This window comes from Occallatibacter sp., from assembly GCF_049802275.1.
Classification (GTDB): Bacteria; Acidobacteriota; Terriglobia; order Terriglobales; family Acidobacteriaceae; genus Telmatobacter.
The window spans coordinates 1-12,778 of sequence record NZ_JBARMD010000686.1; the positions used below are offsets into that span (position 1 = coordinate 1).

At 58.1% G+C, this 12,778-nt stretch carries 11 protein-coding genes and 1 pseudogene; 9 read left to right on the forward strand and 3 right to left on the reverse strand.

Translation table 11 applies throughout. From position 1 onward, the window contains the following. On the forward strand, positions 1-603 hold a 603-nt coding region (locus tag WA354_RS23145), incomplete at its 5' end, for a hypothetical protein (RefSeq protein ID WP_472815391.1). A gap of 86 nt (positions 604-689) precedes the next feature. Here the strand turns inward: WA354_RS23145 and WA354_RS23150 are convergent. Further along, the gene (locus tag WA354_RS23150) at positions 690-2,765 is read right to left on the reverse strand and encodes a S46 family peptidase (protein ID WP_472815392.1); all 2,076 of its coding nucleotides are present in this window, start codon (positions 2,763-2,765) and stop codon (positions 690-692) included. Between the two features lie 89 nt (positions 2,766-2,854). Then, complete coding sequence (locus WA354_RS23155; protein WP_472815393.1) at positions 2,855-4,780, reverse strand: CocE/NonD family hydrolase; 1,926 nt, start codon at positions 4,778-4,780, stop codon at positions 2,855-2,857. Between the two features lie 178 nt (positions 4,781-4,958). Here WA354_RS23155 and WA354_RS23160 point away from each other — a divergent pair, with 178 nt between their 5' ends. From WA354_RS23160 to WA354_RS23170, 3 genes are all read left to right on the forward strand, one after another. Then, positions 4,959-6,773 carry a VWA domain-containing protein gene (locus tag WA354_RS23160; RefSeq protein ID WP_472815394.1) on the forward strand — a complete coding sequence of 605 codons (1,815 nt, stop codon included), beginning with the start codon at positions 4,959-4,961 and terminating at the stop codon, positions 6,771-6,773. Between the two features lie 139 nt (positions 6,774-6,912). Further along, complete coding sequence (locus WA354_RS23165) at positions 6,913-7,383, forward strand: MarR family winged helix-turn-helix transcriptional regulator (RefSeq protein ID WP_472815395.1); 471 nt, start codon at positions 6,913-6,915, stop codon at positions 7,381-7,383. Further along, entirely contained in the window at positions 7,380-8,012 is a 633-nt protein-coding gene (locus tag WA354_RS23170) for a hypothetical protein (protein ID WP_472815396.1), read from the forward strand. The genes WA354_RS23165 and WA354_RS23170 overlap by 4 nt, the downstream gene beginning before the upstream one ends. A gap of 191 nt (positions 8,013-8,203) precedes the next feature. Here the strand turns inward: WA354_RS23170 and WA354_RS23175 are convergent, their stop codons facing one another. Continuing rightward, on the reverse strand, positions 8,204-8,443 hold the full coding sequence (locus tag WA354_RS23175; protein ID WP_472815397.1) for a hypothetical protein: 240 nt from the start codon (positions 8,441-8,443) through the stop codon (positions 8,204-8,206). A gap of 276 nt (positions 8,444-8,719) precedes the next feature. On the opposite strand from WA354_RS23175, the gene WA354_RS23180 reads away from it, so the two are divergent. The 5 genes and pseudogenes from WA354_RS23180 to WA354_RS23200 all read left to right on the forward strand — a co-directional run. After that, positions 8,720-9,478 carry a TonB family protein gene (locus tag WA354_RS23180; protein WP_472815398.1) on the forward strand — a complete coding sequence of 253 codons (759 nt, stop codon included), beginning with the start codon at positions 8,720-8,722 and terminating at the stop codon, positions 9,476-9,478. 279 nt (positions 9,479-9,757) lie between these two features. Further along, positions 9,758-10,015, forward strand: a complete 258-nt coding sequence (locus WA354_RS23185; RefSeq protein ID WP_472815399.1) for a hypothetical protein — start codon at positions 9,758-9,760, stop codon at positions 10,013-10,015. Between the two features lie 93 nt (positions 10,016-10,108). Next, a complete protein-coding gene (gene hemE, locus WA354_RS23190) occupies positions 10,109-11,191 on the forward strand; it encodes a uroporphyrinogen decarboxylase (RefSeq protein ID WP_472815400.1) in 1,083 nt (360 codons plus the stop codon). After that, entirely contained in the window at positions 11,184-12,155 is a 972-nt protein-coding gene (locus tag WA354_RS23195; protein WP_472815401.1) for a ferrochelatase, read from the forward strand. Before hemE ends, WA354_RS23195 begins: the two co-directional genes overlap by 8 nt. A gap of 406 nt (positions 12,156-12,561) precedes the next feature. Further along, positions 12,562-12,778, forward strand: a pseudogene (locus tag WA354_RS23200) (hypothetical protein); the annotation flags it as partial.

Sequence of the window (12,778 nt, forward strand, 5' to 3'; positions counted from 1 at the left end):
GAACCGGCTCATGCCATTGGCGATTCCCCGATAGCCAGCACCGCTTTTCGACTTGTCGTTGTCTTTGCCTTCGCTGCCTTCCTGCAAGTAGGTATCGAAAACACCGTCGCTGCGTGGCTGCCTACTTACGCGCTCCGCATGACCGGGAGGGGAATCGTCCTTGCGGCCGCGTCTTCGTCGTTTTACTGGGCAGGATTTCTTTCTTCCCGGGGATTGTCGTCTCTGCTCCTCTTGCGCGCCGCACCCATGCGCGTCTTCCGTGTTGCCATTGCTCTTGCATTCGCATCCGCGTTGCTTCTCGAGCTGGCAAGCTCCGTCGCCACTCGCAACGTGGCCATGTTCCTGCTTGGAGCTGCGCTGGCGCCAACGTATCCGCTTGTTCTCGCCGGCTTCTTCGCCCGCGCGCGCCACACCGCCGACTCGCGCTGGATCCTCTTTACAGCGGGGTTCGGCGGCTCCGTTCTTCCCTGGATCGCCGGTTTCATCTCAACGCAGACAGGCAGCCTCCGCGCAGGCATGCTCACCATCCCGGCTGCTCTTCTCATCATGGCCTTCGTCCTTCCCACGCTGCGCGAACCCAAAGCCATGACTGCAGTTCCGTAATCTTTCCCTCATTTCTGCTGCAAAAGGGAAGGGAAGCCATCAAGGCTCCCCTACCTTTCGAAACATAGCTGGTAGCTATAAGCTTCTCACTTCTTTCCTTCCAGCTCATCGGCCAGCGCGGCCGCGCCATACAGTTTGCGAAGGCCCTCGATCATTCCCGCCGAATGCACGGCAACGGCGCGATTTCTCGTTCCGTCGTAAACAAAGTCTCCTGCGAGCGACTCGATGTTGCCGTCGAAGATGAGCCCCACCAACTCGCCCTCGCGATTCACCACCGGTGAACCCGAGTTTCCGCCAATGATGTCGCCCGTTGAAACAAAGTCCAGCGGTGTCGCCAAATCAAGCTTGCTCAGCCCTGCCTCCTGCTTCGGCGTCAAGTTGAACGGCGCCTTGTTGCTGAAGCTGTATGCGCGATCGTACAGCCCGTAATACGTCGTGAACGGCGGTGCGATCGTTCCATTGTAGGGATAGCCATCTACTGTCCCGTAGCTCAAACGCAGCGTGAATGTCGCATCGGGATAAGCATTCTTCCCATACACCAGGAACCGCGCCTTCCCCAGCTTCTCGCCCGCCGGTGTCAGCACGCTTTCGATTGTGTCGCGCATTTTGCGCTGCGACTCGCGCACAATCGGATCCACGCGCCGGGCCGCAACAATCATCGGGTCTGTCGACGCTGCAATTGCTACCTCGCCTCCATCCATCAGCTCTTTGCGCACAGCCACATCGCCCAGCTTGGTGCCATCCACCATCGAATCCACCGTCGCATCAACCGGCCCGCCATTCAGCACGGCCTGAATATACGCGTCGTCCTTGCCGAGCTTCTCTTCGCCAAGATTCAAAGCCGTCTTCATGAACAGCTTTTCTGTGTCCTTCGTAATCGGAGCCGGCGACAGCAACTGAAACTTGAGCGATTGCAGGTTCGCATCATGGAACTGTGCCAACCGCTCGCCATCCGGTTTCTTGATCTCAGCGGAATACTGCACCAGGAGCAACGCAATCGTGAACAGCCTGCTGTCCGTCCGCCGATAAATCCGGTACCGAAATTCCGGCTTCACCTGCTCTTCGGCTTTTGCAATCGTGCCCCAGGCGCTCCCGTACTCTTTCTCCCACTCGGGATTCGCGGCGACCTTCCTGCGGAAGTCATCTTCTTCCGCCTGTTTTTTCGCGATCAGGTTCTTGTCCGCCAGAGCCTCCGCCCGGCCGACATACACCTTGAGACTGTTCTGCAAACCAAAAATTGTCGAGCCAACCTGCCGCGCCTGCTCCGGACCCTTTGCCGCATATGCTTGTGCCGCGGCGATCCGGCGCTTCAGATAATCCGTGACGGCCGGTTCCACTACGTCCCGCTCCACCAACAGTTCTGCCATCGTGTCCTGTCTCGATGTAGAACCTGGATTACCCGAAATAAAAATCAGCTCGCCGGGTGCCGCGCCCTTCGCGCTCCACTTCAGGTAGTTGTCTGTGTGCAGCGGCTTCCCGTTGTCGTAGACGCGAAACAGCGCCATATCCAGGTCATAACGCGGATACGTAAAGTTATCTGGATCGCCCCCGAAGAATGCCGCCTGCTGCTCCGGCGCAAAAACCAGCCGCACATCCGTGTACGCCTTGTATTGATAGAGCCAATATTCACCGCCACTATAAAACGACACAATATCCGAGCGCAGTCCTGTTTTATCCTTGCTCTCCTTTGTGATCGCTGCGATCTCTGCTTCGCGTGCCTTCAGTGCCTTCGCATCGTCCGCGATCCCCTTGGCCGCGCCCTGCACCCGCGCCGTAACGTCCTGCATTCCTACCAGCACATTGATCTCAAGATCGGGTGACTTCATCTCCTGGTCTGGCGTCGCCGCATAGAACCCATTGAGCAGATAATCGTGCTCAGCCGTGGAGTTCTTCTGCAGTTGTCCGCGCGCCACGTGATGATTGGTCAGCAGCAGCCCATCCGCACTCACAAACGAACCGGAGCCTCCGTCATTCAGCCGCACGCTCGACAGGCGCAAGTGGTCCAGCCACTCCTGCGTCGGATGAAAGTTGTACTTCGCCGCCAGTTGTTTCAGTGGCGGATTATCAAAGGTCCACATCCCCTCTTCGGCGCGGATCACAGGTGCAGCGACCAGAACGGCCACTGCCAGAATTGAAACAGAACGGTACGTACAACCAAACATCTAACACCTCACGACTGTCGAACAATTACTTTGTTAACACTTCAATTTACAGAGTTCAGCCAATGCCAGCCTTCACTGCCCACTGACCACTAGTCTTTCGGCATCACCAGTACCTCAACGCCTGAAGCCGCATCCTTCTGGTGGAATACCTGCTCCGTCGCCTTCGTAAACTGGTCTGGTGGCGTGTTGGGAATGTCAGCGAAAATCTGCGGATTGCGATCGGTCAGCGGGAACCACGAGCTCTGCACCTGGACCATGATCCGGTGCCCGCGCCGGAATGTGTGAAAAAGATCCGGCATGGTGAAGTTAATATCCGTCATCTTCTCCGGCACCAGCGGCTCTGGCTTCTCCCAGCTATTTCTGAACTTTGCGCGGAATGGCTCGCCTCGCAGCAATTGCTCGTATCCGCCCATCCTCACCGGCGGCGCATCCAGGACCCGCTTGTTAGGGCGGCCCATTTCGTCCGGATCGGGATAATTGTCTGGATAAACATCGATCAGCTTCACATCGAAATCCGAATCCGTGCTGGAACTTGCTACCTTCAGCTTCGGCGAAATCGGCCCCGCGATGGTGACATCTTCTTCCAGCGGATCGCTCACATACGTCAGCACGTCGGTTCGTTCGCTCGCGAATCGCTGGTCATCCACCATGTACCGTTGCGGAACCGTATCCGTGGTGTAGCCCACAAACGGCACGGGGTGGTTCGGATCGCTCTCGTAGTCATCCCGGCTCTGCACCTCGGTCGGCGGATTGAAGCTCAGCTTTCCGCCCGCGTGGAAATACAACATCTTCGCTGTCGCGGCCTTGGGGGGCCACTCATCAAAGTGGCGCCACACATTCGTACCCGTCTCAAACACCACGGCCTTCGGTTGTGCCGCGCCTTTGCCCTTCAGATAATGCTCGAAGAAAGGGAACTGAATGTTCTGCCGAAAGTACTCGCCAGTCTTCGCGCCGAATTGCACGTCGCCCAAATGCGAGCCGTCGCTGCGTGCCCATCCGCCATGCACCCACGGACCTTCCACCAGCGTTGTCGGTGTCTCCGGATTGAACTTCGACGTCGCGTAGAACGTCCGGTAAGGCCCGCTCAGATCCTCGGCGTCATACCAGCCGCCCACCACCAGTACCGCGCACTTCACATTCTTCATGTGCCGAGACAAATCCCGCGCCTGCCAGTAAGCGTCGTACGTGTTGTGCTTGGCCTGGTCGACAAACAACCAGTTCGAGCCCTTCAGATACTCCTTGTCCAGGTTCGCGATGTTCCCGGCCTTCAAATAGAACTGGTAGCTGTCCGGAGTTCCGAAATCGAACGGCACCGTCGCCTTCGGCGTTTGTGGTTCCTTCTGCGGCAGAAAGAACGCATAGAATCCAAAATTCGCCGACAGCATGAAAGCCCCGCCATGATATGCGTCATCGCCCAGAAAAAGATCTGTCATCGGCGCCTGCGGACTGGCTGCCACCAGTGCCGGATGCGAATCGATCATCGATGCCGATGTGTAAAACCCGGGATACGAAATCCCCCAGATGCCGACTTTGCCGTTATTGTTCGGCACATGTTTCAGCAGGAACTCAATCGTGTCGTACATGTCCGAGGCATCGTCCACATCCTGCGGCCCCTTCTTGTTATCGATGTGCGGACGCATCTCGACGAATTCGCCCTCGCTCATCCACCGTCCGCGCACGTCCTGGTATACGAAGATATATCCGCTCTTCTGGAATTCCTCTGAAGGCCCCAGGTTTTTGGGATACTGATCCTCCCCATAGGGCGCCACGCTGTACGGGGTGCGATCCATCAAAAACGGATAAGGACCGCCTGCAGGGTCCTTGGGCACATACACCGCGGTGAACAAGCGCTTCCCATCCCGCATCGGAATGCGAAACTCATATTTCGTGTAGTGGGCGCGAACGTAATCTTCGGCCGGGGCCTGCGTCGCCGCGGGTTGCTGCGCCCTGAGAGAAGGAAAGGCGAGAAAGAATACTGCCAGAACGGTGAAGGGAAGTCTCTGCAGTTTGAGCATTAGGTACTGGATTCTCCTGTGAAGGGTAAGACTATCGCATTTGAAAAGCCTCCGTCAGTGAACCATACCCGCTCACATCCCTCAAGCCCGGGCCTGCGTTTCTCCAGAATCGATGCACCCATCACTGTTCCTTGAGCCGTCTAGTGCTATAGTTTCCAATCACGTTTGAGGCGCACGCATGCTGACCTTCCGGACTCCGGCTCTCGCCCTTCTCGCCATCGTCTTCACCGTCCTTGCTCCCTCCTTCGCTTCGGCGCAGTCTAACAATCCCCCGAGCCCGCCGCTTCAGATCAACGTGCGCAACGTCCTTGTAGACATAGTCGTCACCGACAAGACGGGCGTCGCCGTCCCCGGCCTCCATAAAGAGGACTTCGAGATCCTCGAGAACGGCAAGCCGCAAACGGTGCAATACTTCGAACCGCATTTCCCGTCCACCGCCGCAACCCCGGCACAGCCGACACCGCCTTTACCGCCTAACACCTTCACCAACGTCCCCGCCACCGAGCCCAATCAGGCCATCAATATCCTCCTGATGGATGCGCTCAACACCACTATCCAGGACCAGGCGTACGCCCGTCAGCGCATCGTCAAATACCTCGGTACCGTTTCTCCCGGCCTTCGTATTGGCGTCTTCTTGCTTGGCGATCGCCTCCGCATCATTCAGGGATTCACGGATGACTCCGCCCTCCTCCGGGCCTCAGTTGAACACCTCGCCAGTAAGCCAGTCGCCGTTGCCATGGAAGCCACACCCAACGAACTCGCCACTCAGGGTTCGTCCCTCAAGAATCTTTCCACCATGACCTCAGACCCCGGCGGTCCCGGAGCAAACGGCGGCGCTCAGACCGCCCAGATGATCGCTGACATGCAGGAATTCTTGGCTACCTCCACAGCCGAACAGCGCAATCAGCAGCTTCTCATCACGCTCGATGCGCTCCAGTCCATTGCGCACTATGTTTCTGCGGTTCCGGGACGCAAAAACCTCATCTGGTTTGTTGGCGCCTTCCCGCTCTGCCTGCCCGATATCACATCCTCCAAGACTGGCTGCCCTTACGAAGATCAGATTGAGAAAACCTTTGATGCGCTTGCTGCAGCGCGCGTCTCCATCTATCCGATTGACACCGGCGGCGTATCTGCTCCCAACTCTGACATCGGGGGCGCCGGACAGGATGCGTCAGGCAGCCTGGTCCCCGGAACCACTATGCCGGGTGGCGTCTCTGCCTCTACCGACCCGTACTTCGCCTTCATCTCCTCAGAAAATTGGGCTAATGCCACGGGAGGAAAAGCCATGCACAATAACGACCTCGCAGGCGCCCTGGCCGCCGACATCCAAAACGGCTCCAGCTATTACACCGTTGCCTATACCCCAACCGACCCGAAAGAGATTGGCCGCGAACGCAAGATCAGCGTCAGACTCAAAGACGACGAGAAATACAAACTTTCCTACCGGCGCGCCTACTTCGAACGAACCCCCGGCGAAACCAAAACTGCATCAGCTGAGTCCGCCAAAGACCCGCTGCGCCCGCTCATGGATCGCGGTATGCCCAGCTTCGCCGACCTCCACTTCCGCCTGCATGTTGAGCCCAACGCTACACCGCTTCCTGCCGATGCACCTCCTGAAGGCGACAACGCCAACCTGAAGCAGCCTTTCAAGCGCTACACCGTGCGTTTCTTCCTTTCGCCTGAAAATCTGAACCTGGTTGAGAGTCCCAATGGCGTACGGCGGGCTCCCGTAGAGGTCGCTCTCATCGTCTACAGCCAGCGCGGAGAGCCCCTGAACTGGCTGGTTCGCTCCGTGAATCTCGCCATCCGCCCGGACCAGATGGCTATCGCCGAAAGCTCCGGCATTCCCTTCCACTTCGACTTCGATATGCCTCCGGGCGACGTTTACCTGCGCGCCGGCGTCTACGACGCCACCACCGATCGTGCCGGAACTCTCGAGATCCCCGTGGCCTCAATCCGGCCAACTCCGCAGCAACCCGCCGGCAGCCACTGACATTTCCCTGCGGTCCGCGGAGTTTTTGCTGAGTTTGTCATCCTCAGCGGAGGTTGCCACGCGACCGCAGATTGAAAGGTCTGCAGTTGCTCCAGCGAACGATCGGGTCTCATTTGAATCTTTTTCTGCATCTCAATAGATGTATATACATCTATACGTCATGACGAAGCCGTACACTCCGTCCCTCCCTTGCATGTGCGCGAGTTTCCGCCGGGCGTCCCGGGCCCTCACTCAGCTCTACGACGAGGCCATGCGCCCGACAGGAATCAAGGGCACACAATTCACGGTTCTGCAGGCACTTTCTCTGGCGGGTAAGGTGTCGCAGCGTGAGCTGGGCCAGATTCTGGCAATCGATAGCACCACCCTGACCCGAACGCTTGAGATCATGGGCCGCCGTGGCTGGGTCGCCAAAGAACCAGGCAAAGACCGGCGCGAATGGCGGCTGCGTCTCACCCGGGCCGGAGAATCTCAATTCAAACGCGCACTTCCCAGTTGGGAAGAAGTGCAGTCGCGGCTGCGAAGCCAACTCGGAAGCGATCGCTGGGAAAAACTTCTGAGCTTAACCAACATCGTGACCTCGATGGTCGCGGATTCAGGAGACGACTCATGACAACGTATGGAAAGCTCACAGCGTCCTTAATCGCAGCCTGGTTTGTCTTCGCGCTGGTCGCTTCAGGCCTGCACCTGTTCAGCACCGGCCCCAATCAGCCCCCGCTTCGCTTTGGGTTAGCCGTCTTAACGCCGCTCGTGTTGTTCCTGGTCTGGTTCGCTGCATCGCCTCAGTTCAGGCAGTTCGCAATGAACTTGAATCCTGCCGTTCTGACCGTGGTTCAAAGCTGGAGAATACTTGGTTTTGTGTTCCTTGCCCTTGCAGCCTATGGCATTCTCCCGCGGTTGTCAGCTTTGCCTGCCGGATGGGGCGACATCATTATTGGCGCTACAGCGCCACTCGTCGGTCTCACGCTGGCAAATCCCGGCCACCGCAGAAGTTTCATTGCCTGGCAATTGCTGGGAATGGCGGATCTGGTAACAGCGGTAACGCTGAACGCCCTTGCCGGTGTGATCGATCCTCACGGAGTTGCTGCGAGCGCGATGACCGTGCTTCCCATGAGCCTGATTCCGACTTTCGGCGTGCCGCTTTTCATGATCTTGCATGTGATTTGCATTGCCCAGGCAGCGCGGTGGCGGGCCACGGAGTACTTCGCAATTGGGCAGCAGCTAAATCCCCATTCAGCCTGAACCGGGCTGTTCCCTGGATTGAGCTTCGGAATAAACCCCTGGGTGAAAAGCCCGGGGGCTCACCTCATCACAGTCGCGCCAGGGGAGATGATCGTGAGCATAGCCCAGCAACCTCAAGAGAAGTCAAACCCTCCCTGTACCCGAATGAAAGAAGCTACTTTATTGCCCGCGGCCGCCCCAAAATCCTGTCGTCAATACTCGGCTACAAGTTCTTTGTAGCTCGCATTGGCCACGTGGCACCGTCCTTCGGCGTGTCCAAACTCGTTTTCGGTCACATCCATGATGAAGCCCGAAATCGGACCTACCGTTTCATTCGTCCCAGCGCTCGTGCTAGGTTTGTATTGCCGCTCCTGGTCGTCAGCCTCCCAGAGCAAGCCGAGCTCCAGACACGCTCGCTGCCTCTGCCGCGCGTAGTTCGCCAGACGATCCATCTGGTGCTGTTCCACACTGCAGCGGAACGCGAAACCGCTATTACAGGCCAACAAAATTGCCGCCGCGCATAGCGCCGTCACTTCCGCAATCTTCCAGCTTCTACTTAGAAATCGCAAAAGATCAACACCACCACATCAGGGAATTTTGGGGATTTTCGTGTGCCTTCAGTATATCGAAATCCGGGTTTTTCAAAGTGACGAATAGCACTCCAATTCCGCTCGGAATATTCCCGAAGTCACCTGGATCCGCGCTGAAAACCACCTGAGCTCCGCGCCATGCTGCTCAAGCAAACCATCTGCCATGCGCCGGTTTCGGTCGGATTCATGCGACAATCGACTCACTGGACCGTCCCCGTTCAAGGTGAGGTCACCATGCGTTCTCCAGCCGCCCGCTCTCGGCTTCTCTTCCGCGCCCTTTTCACCTCAGTTGCCTTTCACGGCGCCTTCTTCGCATGTGTGTACTTCTTCGGCACGCACGCGAGAGTCGTAATCGTCCAGCCTGTGAAGACCCAGGTTGTTGCACAGCTGGCGTTTGCCGGCGGCTCCCATCGCATCACCATCGAGCTGCCGGTTTCGCATTTCGCTGCAATCACCCGCGAACCTGTACGGAACGCGCCGCCCGCCAGGAAGACTGACATTCCCATGCAGGTCCCGGCCCTCAAGCAGTCAGGCGGCGGTTCCACGCTTTCACCGCATCATGGCGACGGATCTTCAAAGGCCCCGACCGGCAACGGAAGCGACCTGGCGGACATTCACCCCGCTTTCCCCGTCTTCTCACCCCATCCTCCCGTCACCGACCGATCCCTTCTACCCTCCTCCGAACAGAAAATTGTTGTCGACGTAAGTGTGGATGCTTTCGGCCAGGTGGTGAGCGAAAGCCTGGTTAAAGGACTGGGAAACAATCTGGATAGGATCGTGCTGGAAACCGTGAGGACCTGGCGCTTCCAGCCGGCGACTTTGAACGGCAAGCCCGTCGCCACGGAAGCGGAGTTGATCTTCCCCTTCAACTTGGATTATCCGATCACAATCTCATAGCGAGCATTTCTCGAGGCCTCATTCCTCTCCCGAATGCTTCTTCCGTGATCCGGAGGCAAAGACCGCGTTTGGCCAATTGACTGGTTTTGTGCCGAGGATCCTCAGCAAACGCCCAGATAAACCCTGGTGCGTCGGCGGTCCGTGCCGTCAATTGGCCGCAAAGAGATTGAATGTTCCTGAACCTATCGTGTGTTGAGTGGATTGAAGTAAGATAGCCGGAACCGATATCCCAGCGGTTCGTTCCCCTGAAGACGTAAGGTTTTCAATCCTGAGGAGTGTATGGATAGAGCCAAGAAAGAGAAGCATACAACTGATCAATTACGCGGCGTTCTGCGGGGGGACGCTTTCGAAAGCGATTGCACCGTGGCGCTCGTCACCAAACTCGATCACGAGAAGCCAACCGTCGCGGTGTGGACCAGCCTGCGCATCACCGCAGCAACCCAGACGCCTCCAGACGGAACCTATCGCCTTGAGGTCCATGGGCGCACATTTGATGTGAAGCGCGTTGGCGGCAAATGGCCCACGCTGCACCTCTAAATCGCGGCAATCTTCTCTGGCCACGATTTCGTTTTCATAGTGCGCCAGCGTTGAGCGCGGTGGCCGGGGTGCTGCCCGTTAGAATCTTTGTACATGGATATTATTGAAAAGACTTCCTCCGGCGAGGAGACGATTCTCGAAGGCACGCGCTTTGTGCGGGCCTGCCTGCGCAAGCCGGTCGATCGCACGCCGGTCTGGTTTTTGCGCCAGGCCGGGCGCTATATGCAGGAATACCGCGAAGTTCGCAAACACCACACGTTGGTGGAAATCTGCAAGCAGCCGGAACTGGCCGCCGAAGTAACCATCACCGCAGCCGAGAAACTGGGCGTGGACGCGGCGATCATTTTTGCCGATCTTCTTCTGCCGCTCGAGCCCATGGGGCTTCCATTTGAATTCCAGGCGGGTGAAGGGCCAGTGGTGCACCATCCGGTGCGTACAGCCGAAGATGTGAAGGCCTTGCGTGTCGATCGCGCAGCCGACCTGGCCTATGTGGCGCGCGCGGTTGAAAAGGTCGCAGCGCATTTTGGCGACAGGCTCGGCGTAATTGGTTTCTGCGGAGCCCCGTATACGCTTGCCAGCTACATGATCGAGGGGGGCGGGTCGCGGAATTACATCTTCACCAAGCAGATGATGTACAGCGATACGCCGACGTGGCGTGCTCTTCTCGACAAAATCGTCGTCGTGCTGACGGAGTACTGCCGAATGCAAGTTCAAGCAGGCGCCGATGTCATCCAGATTTTCGACAGCTGGGTTGGCTCGCTGGGACTGCAGGACTATCGTGACTATGCTTTCGAGGCTTCGAAGCGGCTGGTGCGTGCGGTGCAGCAAATGGGCGTGCCGGTGATCTATTTTGGCGTCGAAACCGCCGGCTTGCTGTCGCAGATGGCCGCGACGGGCGCCGATGTAATCGGTCTAGACTGGCGCCAGCCTCTGGATATCGGCTGGCAGGAAGTGGGCCATGCGCATGCGGTGCAGGGCAATCTCGATCCCATCACTCTCTTCGCACCGATCGAGGTGCTGGAACTGCGGGTGAAGGAGATTCTGCGCGCTGCAGCGGGGCGGCCTGGCCACATCTTCAATCTCGGTCATGGCATTGTTCCTCTGACCCCAGTTGAGAACGTACAGGCCGTCGTCAGGATGGTGCGGGAGTTCCGGCTGGAGAACCAAAATGTCTAAGCAGGCCGTATTGCTTCTCGCGCACGGTACGCCGGAGACCGTCGAGCAGATTCCGGAGTACCTGCGCAACGTGGTGAGCGGGCGGCCGCTGCCTGAGCACGTCATCGAGGAGATCAAGCACCGGTATTCCCTGATCGGGCGCAGTCCGTTGACTGAGATCACGCTCGAGCAGGGACGACTTGTGGAAGCTGATCTCGTGATGGAAGGCATCGACGCGCCCGTCTACGTCGGCATGCGGAACTGGAAGCCTTACATTCCCGATGTTGTCCGCAAGATGCGCGCCGATGCTGTGGAGCAGGCAGCAGTGATTTGCCTTGCTCCGCAGAATTCGCGCACCAGTGTCGGACTCTACAAACGCGCAGTGCAAGCTGAGGCGGGGGCGCTAAAGATCGATTTCACCGAGGGCTGGGCTCAGGACCCTCTTCTCGCAGAAGCATTCGCCGAGCGGCTGCGGGCTGCAGAAGATCGGATGAAAGACGAAACAGGCGCGTTTGTTCCTGTGTTGTTTACGGCGCACAGTGTCCCAACGCGTACGGTGCAGCCGCCCGACGTGTCTGCAGGAGTGAATCCCGGTCCGCGGCTGTGGCCGGGCGAAGGCGCCGACCCATATGCGGAGGAAGCCAGGAGAACCGCGGAGCTTGTGGCAGAGCGCTTGCCCGGGATTCCGAAGAGGTGGTTCGCTTTCCAGAGCCAGGGAGCGAGCGGCGGTCCGTGGATCGGGCCTTCCGTTGAAGAGACGCTCACTGCCATTGCCGAGGAAGGGGTAAAGACGCTCCTTCTTCAACCCATTGGCTTTCTGTGCGATCACGTCGAGATTTTGTACGACGTGGACATTGCGTTTAAGGAATATGCATCGAAGCTTGGTGTCCGCCTGGAGCGTCCGGAATCGCTGAATGCGTCGCCTACCCTGGCGCGCGCGGTCGCAGGACTTGCGAAATGCGGGCTCGGTCGGTTACAAGGTTAAATATCTCCAATCGCCTGAACGAACACTGGTTTGAAGTCTCACCGGGTCTCCTCCTCGTCCCGAATGTCTTCATATGCGACAACGTGTTAAGCCATGCGACGAAAGGCCTTTAGTATTGCCTGCTAGGTTCTCCTTGAGCAATTCGCGCTTCCCATCGGTATCCTGTCCCGACTGCGGGAGGCCGCGCATGCGACGCCTTGCCCGGCACGGGTTCTTGCAGCAGCACGTCTGGTCGTTCTTTGGATACTACCCATGGGAGTGCCCGATCTGCAGAAAGCCGAGACTCATCCGCTGCCGGAGCAGGCGCGGGCAGCAATCCGAAAACGCGCGACTGCCGCGGGTATAGCCCGGCCAATTCAGATCTCTATAATGTCCAGAACATATTCCATGTCTCATGGAGGTCAGTTTGCTCTCTGTTCGTGCTGCAACTCAACGCGCCGGTTTGCTCGTGCTTGCGCTCGGATGTACTGCGCTGGCTGTTTGTGGACAGGCGGCAAAGAGCACCACAGCCGCGCCTCAGACCGTGTACATCAAGGCCGGCCACCTGTTTGACGCTACCGGCGACACGCTGCGCGATAACGTGGTGCTGGTGGTGGAGGGTGAACGGATCAGCAAGATCGCTC

Bases quoted from the DNA above. Each gene is read 5' to 3' on its own strand.
- WA354_RS23150 (WP_472815392.1), bottom strand. From the start codon at position 2,765: ATGTTTGGTTGTACGTACCGTTCTGTTTCAATTCTGGCAGTGGCCGTT.
- WA354_RS23155 (WP_472815393.1), bottom strand. From the start codon at position 4,780: ATGCTCAAACTGCAGAGACTTCCCTTCACCGTTCTGGCAGTATTCTTT.
- WA354_RS23160 (WP_472815394.1), top strand. From the start codon at position 4,959: ATGCTGACCTTCCGGACTCCGGCTCTCGCCCTTCTCGCCATCGTCTTC.
- WA354_RS23165 (WP_472815395.1), top strand. From the start codon at position 6,913: ATGTATATACATCTATACGTCATGACGAAGCCGTACACTCCGTCCCTC.
- WA354_RS23170 (WP_472815396.1), top strand. From the start codon at position 7,380: ATGACAACGTATGGAAAGCTCACAGCGTCCTTAATCGCAGCCTGGTTT.
- WA354_RS23175 (WP_472815397.1), bottom strand. From the start codon at position 8,443: ATGGATCGTCTGGCGAACTACGCGCGGCAGAGGCAGCGAGCGTGTCTG.
- WA354_RS23180 (WP_472815398.1), top strand. From the start codon at position 8,720: ATGCTGCTCAAGCAAACCATCTGCCATGCGCCGGTTTCGGTCGGATTC.
- WA354_RS23185 (WP_472815399.1), top strand. From the start codon at position 9,758: ATGGATAGAGCCAAGAAAGAGAAGCATACAACTGATCAATTACGCGGC.
- hemE (WP_472815400.1), top strand. From the start codon at position 10,109: ATGGATATTATTGAAAAGACTTCCTCCGGCGAGGAGACGATTCTCGAA.
- WA354_RS23195 (WP_472815401.1), top strand. From the start codon at position 11,184: ATGTCTAAGCAGGCCGTATTGCTTCTCGCGCACGGTACGCCGGAGACC.